The organism is Aeromonas allosaccharophila (genome assembly GCF_000819685.1).
Taxonomy (GTDB): domain Bacteria; phylum Pseudomonadota; class Gammaproteobacteria; order Enterobacterales; family Aeromonadaceae; genus Aeromonas; species Aeromonas allosaccharophila.
Window position 1 is genome coordinate 98,087 of record NZ_CDBR01000017.1, and the last position, 15,470, is coordinate 113,556.

At 60.5% G+C, this 15,470-nt stretch carries 15 protein-coding genes; 13 read left to right on the forward strand and 2 right to left on the reverse strand.

From position 1 onward, the window contains the following. Positions 1–129 precede the first annotated feature (129 nt). From eco to BN1115_RS03530, 5 genes are all read left to right on the forward strand, one after another. On the forward strand, positions 130–612 hold the full coding sequence (gene eco, locus BN1115_RS03510) for a serine protease inhibitor ecotin (RefSeq protein ID WP_042656084.1): 483 nt from the start codon (positions 130–132) through the stop codon (positions 610–612). Between the two features lie 297 nt (positions 613–909). After that, positions 910–1,281, forward strand: a complete 372-nt coding sequence (locus tag BN1115_RS03515; RefSeq protein WP_042656085.1) for a MaoP family protein — start codon at positions 910–912, stop codon at positions 1,279–1,281. Continuing rightward, positions 1,281–2,153, forward strand: coding sequence for an HTH-type transcriptional regulator HdfR (gene hdfR, locus BN1115_RS03520; protein WP_005337525.1), 873 nt, complete (start codon positions 1,281–1,283; stop codon positions 2,151–2,153). The genes BN1115_RS03515 and hdfR overlap by 1 nt, the downstream gene beginning before the upstream one ends. A gap of 171 nt (positions 2,154–2,324) precedes the next feature. Continuing rightward, complete coding sequence (locus BN1115_RS03525) at positions 2,325–3,266, forward strand: hypothetical protein (RefSeq protein WP_042656086.1); 942 nt, start codon at positions 2,325–2,327, stop codon at positions 3,264–3,266. A gap of 145 nt (positions 3,267–3,411) precedes the next feature. Then, positions 3,412–4,602, forward strand: coding sequence for an amino acid aminotransferase (locus BN1115_RS03530; RefSeq protein WP_042656087.1), 1,191 nt, complete (start codon positions 3,412–3,414; stop codon positions 4,600–4,602). 105 nt (positions 4,603–4,707) lie between these two features. Here the strand turns inward: BN1115_RS03530 and BN1115_RS03535 are convergent, their stop codons facing one another. Together BN1115_RS03535 and BN1115_RS03540 are read right to left on the reverse strand one after the other, a co-directional pair. Continuing rightward, positions 4,708–5,211 (reverse strand): DUF2062 domain-containing protein, encoded by a 504-nt coding sequence (locus tag BN1115_RS03535; protein WP_042656088.1) that lies wholly within the window; start codon positions 5,209–5,211, stop codon positions 4,708–4,710. Then, on the reverse strand, positions 5,205–5,723 hold the full coding sequence (locus tag BN1115_RS03540) for a DUF2062 domain-containing protein (protein WP_042656089.1): 519 nt from the start codon (positions 5,721–5,723) through the stop codon (positions 5,205–5,207). The genes BN1115_RS03535 and BN1115_RS03540 overlap by 7 nt, the downstream gene beginning before the upstream one ends. 27 nt (positions 5,724–5,750) lie before the next feature. Here BN1115_RS03540 and BN1115_RS03545 point away from each other — a divergent pair, with 27 nt between their 5' ends. The 8 genes from BN1115_RS03545 (at position 5,751) to pgsA (ending at position 15,469) form a co-directional block, all read left to right on the forward strand. Next, the gene (locus BN1115_RS03545) at positions 5,751–7,952 is read left to right on the forward strand and encodes a DNA internalization-related competence protein ComEC/Rec2 (RefSeq protein WP_042656090.1); all 2,202 of its coding nucleotides are present in this window, start codon (positions 5,751–5,753) and stop codon (positions 7,950–7,952) included. A gap of 104 nt (positions 7,953–8,056) precedes the next feature. Further along, entirely contained in the window at positions 8,057–9,820 is a 1,764-nt protein-coding gene (gene msbA / locus BN1115_RS03550) for a lipid A ABC transporter ATP-binding protein/permease MsbA (protein WP_042656091.1), read from the forward strand. Further along, positions 9,820–10,809 (forward strand): tetraacyldisaccharide 4'-kinase, encoded by a 990-nt coding sequence (gene lpxK / locus BN1115_RS03555; RefSeq protein ID WP_042656092.1) that lies wholly within the window; start codon positions 9,820–9,822, stop codon positions 10,807–10,809. The genes msbA and lpxK overlap by 1 nt, the downstream gene beginning before the upstream one ends. Before the next feature lie 120 nt (positions 10,810–10,929). Further along, positions 10,930–11,118 (forward strand): Trm112 family protein, encoded by a 189-nt coding sequence (locus BN1115_RS03560; protein ID WP_005347033.1) that lies wholly within the window; start codon positions 10,930–10,932, stop codon positions 11,116–11,118. Continuing rightward, positions 11,115–11,864 (forward strand): 3-deoxy-manno-octulosonate cytidylyltransferase, encoded by a 750-nt coding sequence (gene kdsB, locus BN1115_RS03565; RefSeq protein WP_042656093.1) that lies wholly within the window; start codon positions 11,115–11,117, stop codon positions 11,862–11,864. The genes BN1115_RS03560 and kdsB overlap by 4 nt, the downstream gene beginning before the upstream one ends. 213 nt (positions 11,865–12,077) lie before the next feature. Then, positions 12,078–12,722, forward strand: a complete 645-nt coding sequence (gene uvrY, locus BN1115_RS03570; RefSeq protein ID WP_042656094.1) for a UvrY/SirA/GacA family response regulator transcription factor — start codon at positions 12,078–12,080, stop codon at positions 12,720–12,722. A 127-nt stretch (positions 12,723–12,849) separates the two neighbouring features. After that, the gene (gene uvrC / locus BN1115_RS03575; RefSeq protein ID WP_042656095.1) at positions 12,850–14,703 is read left to right on the forward strand and encodes an excinuclease ABC subunit UvrC; all 1,854 of its coding nucleotides are present in this window, start codon (positions 12,850–12,852) and stop codon (positions 14,701–14,703) included. 211 nt (positions 14,704–14,914) lie between these two features. Beyond that, entirely contained in the window at positions 14,915–15,469 is a 555-nt protein-coding gene (pgsA, locus tag BN1115_RS03580; RefSeq protein WP_042057638.1) for a CDP-diacylglycerol--glycerol-3-phosphate 3-phosphatidyltransferase, read from the forward strand. The last annotated feature ends 1 nt before the right edge of the window (position 15,470 follow it).

Genomic DNA, 15,470 nt, shown 5'->3' on the forward strand with positions numbered 1-15,470 from the left:
AAATAGCCAGATCACGTCATGGTGTGCCGGATCTGCATCATTTTACGCACTTTTTACGTAGCAGATCGCTGGCATGAAATCGGCGGAGCGGTTAGTCTAGCGGCGTTGAACCAACCCCATGAGGTACAGATGAAAGCCGTATTGCGTTTTAGCCTGCTGGGCGCCTTGTTGTTGGGTGGCCATGCCTTCGCCGCCGAGCCGAAAAAATTTGATATCAGCATGTTCCCAGCCGCTGACGTGAATCAGGAACGTGTGGTGATCCGCCTGCCAGAAGTCGAGAAAGAATCCGACATGATGGTCGAGCTGCAGGTCGGTAAAAAGATGATGGTTGACTGCAACGTACCGCGTTTTGCCGGCAACCTGGAACAGCACAGCGTCAAAGGCTGGGGCTACAACTATCTGCAATTGGGCAAGGTCTCCGACCCCATCACTACCTTGATGGCTTGCCCGGATGCCCAGCAGAAAGAGACCTTCGTCCAGATCTACGGTCAGGGCTTTTTCGTGAACTACAACTCCAAGCTGCCGTTCGTTATCTACGTGCCGCAGGAGTATGAAGTGCGCTACCGCCTGTGGCGTGCCGACAACCTGGCCCAACCGGCCATGATTGAGTAAGCATGTTTGAACCCAGGGTTCAGCTGGTTCATCTGATGTGACAAATAAAGCGCCGTTCGGCGCTTTATTTTTACCTGAATTGTCCAGAAAATGACGTGAAATCGGGCTGTACGTTTACATAAGTTTATTATTTATCAACGATTTTTGTGTGCTCTGCCACAAAATCGGCGCCAGCTATGGGGCAAAGTGACTTCGATAAAAGATATTTATTAATATAGTGAGAAAATTGATTTTGCACTCAGCGATGGCCTGATGATACTTGCCCGCAAAGGTCAAACTAACCAGAAAAAGAGCACTATGAGCTTCGAATCAGACAAGCGTTTCAACGACTTCAAACATTTTCCCCGTGGCCTGCGTCGCAGTGGTGAATTCACTGTGGCCGAAGCGGACAGTCTGGAAAAGTATGGTACCGCCATGCTGGCTCTCTATCAGGGCAATCTGACTCCCCGTGACGATGTCGAGTCCGCCTTCGTCGAGCAGGTCAAGTCCGGCGCGGCCGGTGCCAACCCCCATGCCAAGGTGTGGTTCAAATACCTCAAGGTGATCGGCCCCAAGCGCGTCCATCGCCTTTGCACCGTCGTTGGCGGTGCCAGCGAAGAGAGCAGCGGTGGTGCCAGCTTTGATGTCGGTGGTGGCAGCGGTGGTGGCAGTGACGAGTCCATCGATTAATGGATACCGAGCTGCTTCGGACCTTTATCGAGGTCAGCAAGACCCGGCACTTTGGCCGGGCTGCTGAAAATCTCTACCTGACCCAGTCGGCGGTGAGTTTCCGGATCCGCCAGCTAGAGCAGCAACTGGGTGTCAGTCTGTTTGCCCGTCATCGCAACAATATACGCCTGACCGCCTCCGGTGAGCGTCTGCTGCCCTACGCAGACGCTATCTTGCACACCCTCGGTCGTGCCAAGCAGGATGTGGCGCTCTCGCCTGGATTCAGTCAGCAGTTGGCCATCGGCGCGCCCGCGGTGTTCTGGGAACTCGATTTCAACGACTGGCTCAATCACATCTATGCGCTGGCACCCGGCTTGGCGGTGCGGCTGGAAACGGCTTCCCGCGAGCACCTCTGCCGCCAGTTGCTGGAGCGCTCCCTCGATCTGGCCCTGCTCTCCGAGCCCACCAAGATCGACGAGATTGCCCTGCATCCCATCGGTGAGCTGGTGTTCGAGCTGGTGAGCCGGGATCCGGCTGCCAATGCCGACAACCTGATGCAGATGCCGCACATCCACCTCGATTGGGGCACCAGCTTCGAGCCGCAACCCAGCCGGTTGCAGAGTCTGCAAAAGACCCCGGTGCTGCACTCCAGCTCCGCCAGCATGGCGTTGCAGTTTGTGCTGGCCAACGGTGGTGCTGCCTACCTGCCACGGCGGATGGTCAGCCCCTTCCTCGAGAAAGGGGCGCTCCATCTGGTGGAGGGGGGCCAGCCGCTGAGCCGTCCGCTCTATCTCGCCTATCTGGAGAAATCCGATCGCCGGGAGCTGATCGATCAGCTGCTGACCCTGCCACTGGGTTGGCACGACGCCGAGCTGCGCCTCAACGTCGAATAAGCGTCGAGTGTTATCTAAGGAAGAGCCCACCCCACGGTGGGCTCTTCTGTTTGGGGAGAATTGCAGGGAGCAAGGTCACGTAATTGGCGCGGGAGGCTTGGCGTCATCGGCCGGTAACGGTACCTTTTCAGGCTGTTTATCCGATTGAGCACTGACAGGGATGGATTGTAATTGATCGACTTTAGTCACCCCGAATGGCGGGCGCTGGCGCAGCAGTTGCTGAGCCACTCGCCTGTGGTGATCCGTGGCCGCCAATGGCAACCGCTGGTGGGCCTGCTCAAGGATAACCAGCTGCTGCTCGCCCATGGCAGCCACAGCTATGAGCTCACCCCGGCCGGACGGCGCTATCTCACCCGGGAGCTGATGCTGGCCGAGATCGCCACCGCCCCCCCCGATCCCGAGGAGTGGTTGCATGCTCAGGGTTGGCAATTGGGGGAGCAGGTCAACGAGCGGGTGCTGGCGGCGCTCTATCGCAAGTCAGAGGTGAACTTCACCCCCAACGAGCAGATCGATTTTGAGGACAAGGGGATCCGGCTCTGTGCCGATCAGCTGTTGCGCTTGCGTGCCGCCCAGCCGTTCAGCCTCTTTTTCAGCGGCGGCACCCTGATCGACGCAGCCCCCTGGTTGCAGGCACTGGGGGAGGTAGCCCTACCCGAGCGCACCCTGGCGGGTCTTGGCAAGATCCTGTGGGGGGAGGGTAATATCGAGCGGGTGATCACCACAGACAGCGTCGGCGCCTTTGCCGAGCTGCCCCTTGATGCTGGCACCTTGCTGGTGTGGGCCCCCCCCTCGGCTCCCCTTGCCTTGCAGCACGTAGTGGCCGCCTTGCCCCCCAATGTGCTGTGGAGCCATCTCACCGCCCTCGACCCTAGCGGGGTGGATCGACTGCAGGCGCTGGCCCAGCGGCTGGGTCGTCCGGCCAGCTGGTGGCTGCCCCGTGATCTGGCCCCCATCCTCAGCGCGTATGCCCAACCGTTGACTGAGGCTCGGCCGTGGGAACCGAGCCGGATCCCCAAGTCATTGTTAGCAGTTTGTAGCGGTTTGGTTGAGTCCAATGGTGGCTTGTCGGCCGAGGTGTGCGCGCTGGCGCCAGCGTGGCATGCTGTTGGTTGAAATTGGCCTGAAAGCGAGCCAAAAAGCGGTTTTCCCCCATTGAACGCGGTGATATAAAGAGTTGACGAAGCGCTCGCCAGATGAGCGCTTTTGTTTATCAAGCCGCTTTGCCACCCAACGAACTCAACGGAATACAGGGAATACCATGTTTGAAAAGGTTGTTGCCGCCCCAGCGGATCCGATCCTGGGCCTGACCGAAGCCTTCCGCGCTGACTCTCGCAGCCACAAGATCAATCTGGGCGTAGGGATCTACAAGGACGAGTCCGGTGCCACCCCCATTCTTCACTGCGTCAAGAAAGCCGAGCAGAAGCTGCTGACCGATGAGAAGACCAAGAACTACCTCGGTATTGAAGGCAATATCGAATATGGCCGCATCGTGCAGCAACTGCTGTTCGGGCAGCACTCTGCGCTGGTTGCCAGTGGCCGAGCCAAGACCGCGCAAGCGCCGGGCGGTACCGGTGCCCTGCGTATCGCGGCCGAATTCGTGGTGCGCAATGGTCTGGCCAAGACCATCTGGATCTCCGATCCCACCTGGGCCAACCACGTCAGCGTATTCCAGGCCGCGGGCCTGACCGTCAAGTGGTACAAGTACTACGACGCAGCCACCAAGGGGCTCGACTTTGTCGCCATGCAGGCTTCGCTGGCTGAAGTGCAGGAAGGCGATCTGGTGCTGCTGCACGGCTGCTGCCACAACCCGACCGGTATCGATCCCACTGCCGAACAGTGGCGCGCCCTGGCCAAGCAGAGTGCTGCCGCGGGCTGGTTGCCGCTGTTTGACTTCGCCTATCAGGGTTTTGCCCGTGGGATCGAAGAGGATGCCGAAGGTCTGCGTATCTTCGCCGAGTGCCATGACGAGCTGCTGGTGGCGAGCTCCTTCTCCAAGAACTTCGGCCTCTACAACGAGCGGGTCGGTGCCTTCACGCTGGTCAGCGCGAGCAAAGAGATCGCCGATGTGGCCTTTACCCAGGTCAAGACCGTGATCCGTGCCAACTACTCCAACCCGCCGTCACACGGTGCCGCTGTGGTCACCGCCGTGGTGAGCGATCCGGCTCTCTATGCCGAGTGGGTCGAAGAAGTGGCTGCCATGCGGGTGCGTATTCGCGAGATGCGCGAGCTGCTGGTAGAGAAGCTGGCTACCCTCGGCGTGAGCCAGGATTTCAGCTTTATCCGCGAGCAAAACGGCATGTTCTCCTTCTCCGGTCTCTCCAAGGATCAGGTTGAACAGCTCAAGAGCGAGTTTGCCATCTACATCGTCGGCTCCGGCCGGATCAGCGTGGCTGGTATCACCCGTGCCAACATCGATCCCCTGTGCGAGGCCATCGCCAAGGTACTGTAATCGCATCGTCTTGTGCTCTGGCACTATGTAATAAAAAGCCCGTCACCTTGGTGACGGGCTTTTTTGATCGCCAACGGCTGATCGCCAAACAATGGGAAGGGTGGCTCAGCGGTGGCGGGCGCCTTGCCACCGTTTGCGCAGTTGCAACAGCAGCGCGGTCAGGGCGCCACCGCTCAGGGCAGTGAGCACAGCCAGCAGCAGGCTGCCGAGCAGGAATGGGGGCACCAGGGTCGCCGCTTCCTGCTCCAGCCAGTGGAGGGTCCAGGTAAGGTGGAAAGGCTCCGGCGTCTGGTGCAACACCAGACAGCCGGTGCGATAGGCGTAGAGATACATGAATGGCAGAGTCAGGGGATTGTTGAACCAGACAGCCAGCAGCGCCAGCGGCAGGTTGAGGCTGAATGCAAGGGCCAGCCCGACGGCGATGAGCGAGTGCATCGGGATGGGGAACCAGCAGGCGAAGATCCCGGCCGCTACCGCGCCGCTCAGGGCGCGGGTGCTCCCTTGCCAGAGGGCCGGGGCGAGCAGTCGCTCACCAAACAGGGCAAACCACTTCTGCTGGCGAAGGGTGTCGGGATCGAGCTTGAAACGGGCAAACCAGCGACTCAGCATGCGCGGGCCATCTTGCGTTTTTGCCACTGGCGCACCGTGCTGATCCGCCAGAAGGTGCGGATCAGGGTGTAACCGATAAGGGAACTCAGCAGGGCCAGGATCAGCGATCCCAGCAACAGCGGCGGCGCTACAGTGCCCAGCACCGAGACCAGCCACTCCCAGGTGAACTCAATCTCGATCTGCTGCGCCGAATGTCCCAGCAGCTGGCAACCCACCAGATAGGCGCCATAGAGCAGGGGCGGCATGGTAAAGGGGTTGGAGATCCAGACCAGCGCCACCGAGAGCGGCAGATTGACCCGGCATAGGATGGCGCCACCGGCGGCCAGCAGCATCTGGCAGGGGAGTGGCACCCAGGCCATGAAGAGGCCCACCGCAAATGCTCCGGCGGCCGAGCGGCGGTTGAGGTGCCAGAGGTTGGCATCGAGCAGCAGTTTGCCGAACAGCCGCAAGTGCTTGTGTTCTTTCAGGGTTTGCTGATCGGGCATCCAGCGTTTAATGAGTCGTTTGGGCATATTGAAACCTTGCTAAATACTTGCTCCATGGATCTGCGTCTGTTGTCGTTTGCCCTGGGGGCAAGCTCCTCACTGCTCTGGCCATGGTTACCTTCACTCGCATGGGGGGGCCTGTTGCTGTCCCTGCTGATCCCCCTTGCATATTGCCGTGCCTGGCGGTGGCTGTTTTTCCTGCTCGGCATCCTATGGATGCAGGCCAATCTTGCCTATCGGCTGGCCTGGCTGGAGCGATTGGGCGATCAGACGAGCCACATGATAACCGCACAGCTGCAAAGTGCAGAGCCCGAGGGGGATAAATTTGTCCGGCTGTTGCTGCGGGTGAGCACCCTTGACGAGCAACCGGTGGCACCTGAGCCCCTGATCCGGGTCAATGCCTATCAGGCGTTGCCCGCCATGACAGTGGGCAGCAGGATCTCGCTGGTGACCTCGTTGAAACCGGCTCATGGCCTTGCCAACGAGGCGGGGCTGGATGGGCGGCGTCTGCTGCTGGGCAAGGGGATCACCGCCACCGGCAATTTGCGCCGGGTGATCGACATTCATCAGGCTGCACCGGGCTGGCGCGAACGCTGGTTGGACGCAGCGACCGATAGTTGGCGCACTCTTGACCATGCACCCTTGCTGGCGGCCCTCACCTTTGGCGAGCAGAGCGGCATCACGGATGCCCAGTGGGAGCTGTTTCGCGGCAGCGGCCTGACTCACATCATCGCGATTTCAGGGCAGCACATCGCGCTGGTGGCGGTGCTCGGGTGGTGGTTGGGCAGGCTGTTTGGCCTGCGCGGCACCATTATCACCTCCCTGCTGTTTGCCGCCGTCTACAGCGCATTGGCGGGGTTTGCGGTGGCCACCGAGCGGGCCCTGCTCATGGTGCTGGTGTGGAGTGTGCTGCGCTGGAGCCGGCGAGAGTGGCCGGCCTGGCGCATCTGGCTGTGGTCCTTTGTGGTATTGACCCTCTGGGATCCCTTCGCCCTCTATTCGGCCGGCTTCTGGCTCTCGTTTCTTGCGGTGGCCATCTTGCTGCTGGTGGGATACATCCACGACAAGCCGGGGCTATGGCAGATCCAGCTCTGGCTGTTGCTCGGTCTATTGCCGTTGCAGCTCGCCTTGTTCGAGGGGATCGCGCCGCTGGCCATGGTGATCAACCTGCTGGCGGTGCCGCTCTTTTGTATCGCCATCATTCCGCTAGCGCTGATCGGTGTGCTGTTGGCGCCGCTCTCCACCTCGCTCGCCTATGGCCTGTTCTGGCTGGCGGATATGGGGCTCGGGTGGGTGCTGACTATCCTGAATTGGCTTTCCGAACAACTGCAACTGTGGTGGCCACTGCCCGGCTGGTGGCTGCCGCTTTGCACCCTGCTGTTGCTGCTCTGGTTCGCCTCGCAGTGGCGCCCGGCACGCTGGCTGTGGTTGCCGGGCGCCTTTGCGCTGGTGTTGGCGTGCTGGCCTGCACCGCCACGCTGGCAACTGCGGGTGCTGGATGTGGGGCAGGGGCTGGCGGTGCTGATCAGCAAGGGGGAGCGTGCAATCCTCTATGACACCGGTGATCGCTATCCCGGTGGCTACAACATGGCGGATGCGGTGATCCTGCCCCAGCTGAGCCATCTGGGGATCCGGATGATCGATCGCCTCATCATCAGCCACAAGGATCGGGATCATGCCGGCAATCGCAGGCGACTGCTCAGCGCCATGCCGGTGCGTCACGAGCTCTCCTCTTACTCCTTTAGCGAGGGAACCACCCTCTGCCAGCGTGGGCAACAGTGGCGCTGGCAAGGGCTCGCGTTTACGGTGCTCTGGCCCGAACGACCCGGCGGCGGGCACAATAATGATGGCTGCGTGGTGCGTATCAGCGATGGCGAGCGCAGCGTGTTGCTCAGTGCCGATATCGAGCGGCAGGCCGAGCAGCGACTGGTGGCGCTGGAGGGGGAGGGGTTGGCCAGTACCTTGCTGGTGAGCCCACACCATGGCAGTCGCACCTCCTCCACGCCCCCGTTTGTCGCGGCGGTAGCGGCGCAGGAGGTGATCCACAGCGCCGGTTTTATGAATCAATGGGGCTTTCCCCGCCCCGATGTGGTGGACCGCTATCGGGATGCCCGCCAGTGGATCACCGGCCAGCAAGGGGCGATTCTGGTTGAGCCCACCGCAGCGGGGTTGAGTGTGACTGCCGAGCGTGATCAGGGCCCTTGGTACCGGCGCGGTGGCGAGTGGTGGCGACCACGAGCGTGGTTTGAGCAATAATCCGTCATTTCCGCCGCGGATGGATTCTATATCGGTGGCGACGCTTGGTGTAATCCTGCGCTTTGGCTAGAATAGCCCGTCATTTCCATTACTAACGGCTATTCATGCAACAAGAAACCTCACAAGAGAGCTGGCCTGTATTCCGACGCCTGCTCGGTTATGTCCGTGATCGCAAGCTGGGCCTGGTCGGTGGCATCATCGGGATGCTCGGCTACGCCGCCGTGGATACCACCTTTGTCTACTCCATCAAGCCGCTGATCGATCAGGGCATTAATGGCAACGACAGCACCGTCTTGAAATGGATGCCCTTCTTCGTCCTCGGCATCGTGGCCCTGCGCGGTGTTGCCAACTTTCTCTCCAACTACTGTATGGCCTGGGTCGGCAACCACGTAGTGATGCGTCTGCAGCAGCAGGTGTTCAATCACATGGTGGCGATGCCGATGAGCTTCTTCGACCGTCAGAACACCGGTCATCTGCTCTCCAAGGTGACCTATGACGCCAGTCAGGTCTCCTCGGCGGCAAGCACCACGCTAGTGACCCTGGTGCGGGAAGGGGCGACCGTGGTCGGCCTGCTCGGCCTGATGTTCTGGCACTCTTGGCAGCTGTCGGTGATCTTCCTGGTGGTTGGCCCGCTGGTGGGGATCATCATTGGCTTGATCAGCCGCCGTTTCCGCCAGATCAGCCGTCACATCCAGCAGGCGGTAGGGGATATCACCACCTCCACCGAGCAGATGCTCAAAGGGCACAAAGAGGTGCTGATGTTTGGTGGCCAGAAGGTAGAAGAGAAGCGCTTCTTCCAGGTCAGTAACAACATGCGCCAGCAGACCATGAAGATGGTCGCCGCCGATGCCATCGGTAGCCCGGTGGTGCAGATGGTTGCGTCCATCGCGCTGGCAGCCTTCCTCTACGTCGCGACCATTGATAGCGTCAAATCAACCCTGACTGCCGGTACTTTCACCGTCATGATCACCTCCATGATGATGCTGCTCAAGCCGCTGAAAAGCCTGACCGACGTCAACAACCAGTTCCAGCGTGCCATCACCGCCTGCCACAGCCTGTTTGGCCTGCTCGACACCGAGCCGGAGCAGGATACCGGCACCCGTACTCTGGAACGCGCCCGTGGCGAGATCGAGTTTCGCAACGTCACCTTCACCTATCCGACCAAAGATACCCCGGCGCTGCACAACGTCAGCTTCAAGGTTGAGGCGGGTAAATCGGTGGCGCTGGTGGGGCGTTCCGGCTCCGGCAAGAGCACCATTGCCAGCCTGTTGACTCGCTTTTATGACATCGATCAGGGCGAGATACTGCTGGACGGCATCAACATCCGTGAATACAAGTTGAGCGAGCTGCGCAAGCAGTACGCGCTGGTCTCCCAGCATGTCCACCTGTTCAACGACTCGGTGGCCAACAACATCGCCTACGCGGCAGAAGACAAATACAGCCGTGACCAGATCGTGCAGGCCGCTCGCATCGCCCACGCCGACGAGTTCGTCAGCAAGATGCCGCTGGGGTACGACACCGTGGTTGGCGAGAATGGTGCCTCTCTTTCCGGCGGTCAGCGCCAGCGAGTCGCCATTGCCCGCGCTCTGCTGCGCGATGCGCCGGTTCTGCTGCTGGATGAGGCCACCTCGGCCCTCGATACCGAGTCCGAGCGCCACATTCAGGCGGCCATCGACGAGCTGTGCAAGGCCCGTACCTCGCTGGTGATCGCTCACCGTCTCTCCACTATCGAGAAGGCGGACGAGATCCTGGTGATCGACGAAGGCCATATCGTCGAGCGCGGTAACCACGAAGCATTGATGGAGCAGCGCGGCACCTATGCCCAGCTGCGCGCCATTCAGTTTGGCAACGCGGGAAACAAGGCCTGATGCTGGAACGGCTCTGGTATGCAAAGAGTGGCTGGCGCTGGTTGCTGGCCCCCCTTGCCCTGCTGTTCGCCATCATCAGCGGCACCCGCCGCTACGCCTATCGCCACGGCTGGCGCAAGGGGTATCGCGCCTCCTTGCCAGTGATCGTGGTAGGCAATATTTCGGTGGGGGGAAACGGCAAGACGCCGGTGGTGGTCTGGCTGGTGGAGCAGTTGCAAGCCCGTGGCTATCGCCCCGGGGTGGTGAGCCGTGGTTATGGCGGCAAGGCGCCCCATTATCCATATCGGCTGGATGAAACCAGCACCACGGCGCTGGCGGGGGATGAGCCAGTGCTGATTGCCCGGCGCTGCGGCTGTCCGGTGGTGGTTGCCCCGAAACGGGCCGATGCGGTACGACTGCTGGAGCAGAGCGGTGAGGTGGATATCATCATCACCGACGACGGCCTGCAGCACTACGCGCTGGCCCGCGACATTGAGCTGGTGGTGGTGGATGGTGCCCGCCGTTTCGGCAACGCCTGCCTGCTGCCGATGGGGCCGCTGCGCGAGCCGGTCACTCGTCTCAAGCGGGTGGATGGCATCATCTGCAACGGCGGCGAGCCGGGCAAGGGGGAGTACCCCATGCAACTGGTTGCCGACACCCCGCGTCGGGTGCGCGACGATGCGCCGCTGGCGGCCCCCTTGTCGGGGCCGGTTGATGCGCTGGCGGGGATTGGTCATCCGCCCCGCTTCTTTGCCACCCTTGAGGGGCTCGGCTATCAGCTGGATCAGCAGGCAGCCTACGGCGATCATCACCCCTTCGATCGGGATGAGCTGGTGGGCCGTTTTGCCAGCAAGCCGCTGCTGATGACCGAGAAGGATGCGGTCAAGTGCCGCGCGTTTGCCCTCGATAACTGGTGGTATCTGCCGGTCAGTGCCGAGTTGCCCGCCTCCCTGCTCGACACCCTGCTGCACAAGCTGGGGGCGAAGGGCGCTGCCAAGGCGCAAGATTAACCTCTCTCGCCTCGGCGGGAGAGCAGGGGGTGATATGCCCCGCATGGAATATCTGGTTGCTCGACATCCATCGCTGGCGTGATGAAGCCGCCAGCGCGACATCGTTGAAGGAGTATCGTTTTGGCTTTGGACATCAAGTTGCTCGACATCATCGCCTGCCCGGTCTGCAAGGGTAAGCTGCACTACAACAAGGCCGTGCATGAGCTGGTCTGCCGCTTCGACAAGCTTGCCTATCCGCTGGAGGAGGGGATCCCGGTACTGCTGGAGAACCGCGCCCGTCCGCTCAATAGCGATGAGTTGCCGTCATGAGTTTCGTCGTCGTTATTCCTGCCCGCTATGCGTCAACCCGTCTGCCGGGCAAGCCGCTGGCGGATATCCATGGCAAGCCCATGGTGCAACACGTGGTGGAGAAGGCCCTGCAGTCGGGTGCCGATCGGGTGATTGTCGCCACTGACGATGCCCGGGTGCAGCAGGCGCTGCAGGCCACCGGCGTCGAGGTGTGCATGACTTCACCGGATCACCAGTCCGGCACCGAGCGTCTGGCCGAGGTGTGCCGTCACTACGGCTTTGCCGCCGATACCATCATCGTCAACGTGCAGGGGGATGAGCCACTCATTCCGCCCGCCATCATTCGTCAGGTAGCGGACAATCTGGCCGCCGCCACGGCGCCGATGGCGACCTTGTCGGTGCCGATCAAGGATGCCGAAGAGGCGTTTAATCCCAATGCCGTCAAGGTAGTGACTGACAAGGATGGCTACGCCCTCTACTTCAGTCGCGCCAGCATTCCCTGGGATCGGGATCGCTTTGCCAACAGTCACGAGCAAATTGGTGACCACTACCAGCGCCATATCGGCATCTATGCCTATCGCGCCGGATTTATCCAGCGTTATGTGGACTGGGCGCCCAGCGTGCTGGAGCAGGTCGAGGCGCTGGAGCAACTGCGGGTGCTCTGGTATGGGGAGAAGATCCACGTCGCCCAGGCGTTTGAAGCGCCGCCGGTGGGAGTAGATACCCAGGCAGATCTGGAGAAGGTGCGCGCATTTTTGGCCAAGTGATGGCCACTGCACGAAAGTCATGAAAAACGGTGTCGCAAGGTACCGTTTTTTGTTTTGAAAATTTATATAATTATTTGATTTTAAACGCTAAACATGGGTTTTCTCAAACTTTTGGCGCGCATGGTTTGCCAAAGCGACGAGTTTGGTTATGATGCAAGACGCCCTGTTAACCCTAACTGGGCGGCTAAAACGAGATAAAAACGGGGTGTTTGGGTGATAAATGTATTCCTGGTCGATGATCATGAGCTGGTGCGTACAGGGATAAGACGCATTCTTGAAGATGTACGCGGGATCAAGGTGGTGGGCGAGGCACAGAGCGGCGAGACCGCAGTTACGTTCTGTCGCCAGCACCATCCGGACGTGATCCTGATGGACATGAACATGCCGGGTATTGGTGGTCTGGAAGCAACCCGCAAAATTCTGCGGATCCGCCCCGATGTGCGCATCATAGTGCTGACCATTCATTCAGAAAATCCGTTCCCCACCAAGGTGATGCAGGCGGGCGCCGCCGGTTACCTGACCAAGGGAGCAGCCCCTGACGAGATGATCCAGGCGATCCGGCTGGTGCACTCCGGTCAGCGTTACATCTCCCCGGAGATTGCCCAGCAGATGGCCCTCAGCCAGTTTGCCTCCGCTGACGAGAATCCCTTCAAGTCCCTTTCCGAGCGCGAGCTGCAGATCATGATGATGATCACCAAGGGGCAGAAGGTGACCGAGATCTCCGAGCAGCTCAACCTGAGCCCGAAGACGGTCAACAGCTACCGCTATCGTCTGTTCAGCAAACTGGGGATCAACGGTGACGTGGAACTGACCCATCTGGCCATTCGCTATGGCATGCTGGATGCCGATACCCTGTAATCAGGTGGCGTGTGGTCACAAAGGCGGCGAGTGCCGCCTTTTTGCTTTTCTGCCCCTTTGCTTTTCAGGCGGCGGGGGCAGTATGCTCTGACCGTCAATTTTTGCCTTTGTGTGAGCCGAGTAGCTGATGACCCTCTCTCCCGAACCTCTCTTCGACAGCAAGGCGTTTCTGAGCGCAGTCACCCATCAGAGCGGCGTTTACCGCATGTATGACAGCGGTGGCACCGTGATCTATGTCGGCAAGGCCAAGGATCTGAAAAAGCGGCTCGCCTCCTACTTTCGCACCAACGTCGATAGCATCAAGACCCGCACCCTGGTGCGCCAGATCGCCGATATCCAGGTCACCGTCACCCACACCGAGACCGAGGCCTTGATCCTCGAACACAACCTGATCAAGCAGTACCAGCCCCGCTACAACGTGTTGCTGCGGGACGACAAATCCTACCCCTGGATCATCATCACCGCGCACCAGCATCCGCGCATCGGCGTGCATCGTGGTGCGCGCAAGATCAAGGGAGAGTACTTCGGCCCGTATCCTTCTGGCGGCGCGGTACGCGAGAGCCTGCATTTGATGCAGAAAATCTTCCCGGTGCGCCAGTGCGAGGATGCGGTCTATGCCAACCGCACTCGCCCGTGCCTGCTCTATCAGCTCAAGCGTTGCGCCGGTCCTTGCGTACCCGGGCTGGTGAGTGAGGCCGAATATGCCCAGCAGGTGGAGCTGGCCAAGCTGTTTCTGGCGGGCAAGAACCAGCAGGTGATTGGCGAGCTGGTAGGCAAGATGGAGTCCGCCAGCGGCGATCTGCGCTTTGAAGAGGCGGCCCGCTATCGGGATCAGATCCTGGCGCTGCGCCGGGTCACCGAGCAGCAGTCGGTGAGCGGCAACGTGCTGGACGAGCTCGACGTGGTGGGGGTGGCCTTCCAGCAAGGTGCGGCCTGCATCCACGTGCTCTTTATCCGTCAGGGCAAGGTGCTGGGCTCGCGCAGCTACTTCCCGAAAGTACCGGCCGACACCCAGCTTGACGAGGTAGTGCAATCCTTCCTGCTGCAGTTCTATCTGTCGGGTCAGGGGGGGCGGCAGATCCCGAGCGAGGTGCTGCTCGATGTGGCCCTCGAGGACGAGAGCGTCATCGCCGAGACCCTGAGCCAGACTGCAGGTTACAAGGTGCGGGTGGTGAGCCGTACCCGCGCCGAGCGGGCCCGCTTTATCAAGCTTGCCTCCATCAACGCCGAGACGGCGCTGCGCTCGCGGCTTGCTCACAAGAGTACGATGACTGCTCGCTACGATCAGCTGGAAGCGCTGCTGGAGCTGGAGCGCCCGATCGCCCGCATGGAGTGTTTCGATATCTCCCACACCATGGGGGAGCGCACGGTGGCCTCTTGCGTGGTGTTCAACCGGGAGGGGCCGCTCTCATCGGAATATCGTCGTTTCAACATTGACGGCATCACCGGTGGTGATGACTACGCGGCGATGGAGCAGGCGCTGGAGCGCCGCTTTGGCAAGCAGCAGGAGCCGGACAAGGTGCCGGACGTACTGTTTATTGACGGCGGCCTTGGCCAGTTGCGTCGCGCCGAAGAGATCCTGGCCCGTCAGCTGGAGTTCCTCGGCGGCAAATACCCGCTGCTGGTGGGGATTGCCAAAGGGGTTACCCGCAAGGCGGGGCTGGAGACCCTTATCATGGGGGAGAGCCACGAAGAGCTGCATTTGCCGGCAGATATGCCCGCTTTGCACCTTATTCAGCATATTCGCGATGAATCCCACCGTTTTGCCATTACCGGCCACCGGGCGCGGCGTGCCAAGGCCCGCACCAGCAGCAGTCTGGAGGATATTCCGGGGGTGGGCCCGAAACGGCGGCAGGCACTGCTCAAATATCTGGGCGGCCTGCAGGAGGTCAAAAAGGCGAGCGTGGATGAACTGGCCAAGGTACCCGGCATCAGTCAGGAGCTGGCCCAGACCATCCACGATGGCTTGCACGGCGCCTGAACAGCTTTTAGGCGCAGCCAGCAGCCAGGAAAAATCGCTAACTCCTTGATGCACAAGAGCCGTGACGCGGGGGGGCCGTAAATGCCATAATGGCCCCGCATCTTGAGAAGATTGATGGATTAAGAAGACCAGGACGGGCGCCAGTGCGGTTGCATCGCAAATCGGCTTTGGCGCACTATGTAGCGACGTACAAGAAGTGGCTGAAAAAATAATGACAAACATACCTAACCTGTTGACGTTTTTCCGGATTTTGCTCATTCCCGTCTTCGTCATCCTGTTCTATCTGCCTTACCAATGGTCCTATCTGGCGGCTGCCCTCATCTTTATTCTGGCCGCTGCCACCGACTGGTTTGATGGCTATCTGGCTCGCAAGCTCAATCAGTCCACCGCCTTTGGCGCCTTCCTCGACCCGGTTGCCGACAAGATCATGGTCGCCGCCGCACTGGTGGTTATCGTCGAACACTACAACACCATCTGGGTCACCATCCCCGCCATGACCATGATTGGCCGGGAGATCATCATCTCTGCCCTGCGTGAATGGATGGCCGAACTGGGCAAACGCTCCTCGGTGGCGGTCAGCTGGATTGGCAAGTGGAAGACCATGATCCAGATGGTGTCGCTCACCGGTCTGATTTGGCAATACAACGTCTGGATGGTGTGGCTCGCCTACGTGATGCTCTATGTCGCCACCGTGCTCACCTTCTGGTCGATGTTCCAGTACATGAAGGCGGCCTGGGGCGATCTGACCCACCACGCCAAGCTGTGAG

Bases quoted from the DNA above. Each gene is read 5' to 3' on its own strand.
- BN1115_RS03515 (WP_042656085.1), top strand. From the start codon at position 910: ATGAGCTTCGAATCAGACAAGCGTTTCAACGACTTCAAACATTTTCCC.
- BN1115_RS03535 (WP_042656088.1), bottom strand. From the start codon at position 5,211: ATGCTGAGTCGCTGGTTTGCCCGTTTCAAGCTCGATCCCGACACCCTT.
- BN1115_RS03530 (WP_042656087.1), top strand. From the start codon at position 3,412: ATGTTTGAAAAGGTTGTTGCCGCCCCAGCGGATCCGATCCTGGGCCTG.
- hdfR (WP_005337525.1), top strand. From the start codon at position 1,281: ATGGATACCGAGCTGCTTCGGACCTTTATCGAGGTCAGCAAGACCCGG.
- lpxK (WP_042656092.1), top strand. From the start codon at position 9,820: ATGCTGGAACGGCTCTGGTATGCAAAGAGTGGCTGGCGCTGGTTGCTG.
- uvrC (WP_042656095.1), top strand. From the start codon at position 12,850: ATGACCCTCTCTCCCGAACCTCTCTTCGACAGCAAGGCGTTTCTGAGC.
- eco (WP_042656084.1), top strand. From the start codon at position 130: ATGAAAGCCGTATTGCGTTTTAGCCTGCTGGGCGCCTTGTTGTTGGGT.
- pgsA (WP_042057638.1), top strand. From the start codon at position 14,915: ATGACAAACATACCTAACCTGTTGACGTTTTTCCGGATTTTGCTCATT.
- BN1115_RS03545 (WP_042656090.1), top strand. From the start codon at position 5,751: ATGGATCTGCGTCTGTTGTCGTTTGCCCTGGGGGCAAGCTCCTCACTG.
- kdsB (WP_042656093.1), top strand. From the start codon at position 11,115: ATGAGTTTCGTCGTCGTTATTCCTGCCCGCTATGCGTCAACCCGTCTG.
- BN1115_RS03540 (WP_042656089.1), bottom strand. From the start codon at position 5,723: ATGCCCAAACGACTCATTAAACGCTGGATGCCCGATCAGCAAACCCTG.
- msbA (WP_042656091.1), top strand. From the start codon at position 8,057: ATGCAACAAGAAACCTCACAAGAGAGCTGGCCTGTATTCCGACGCCTG.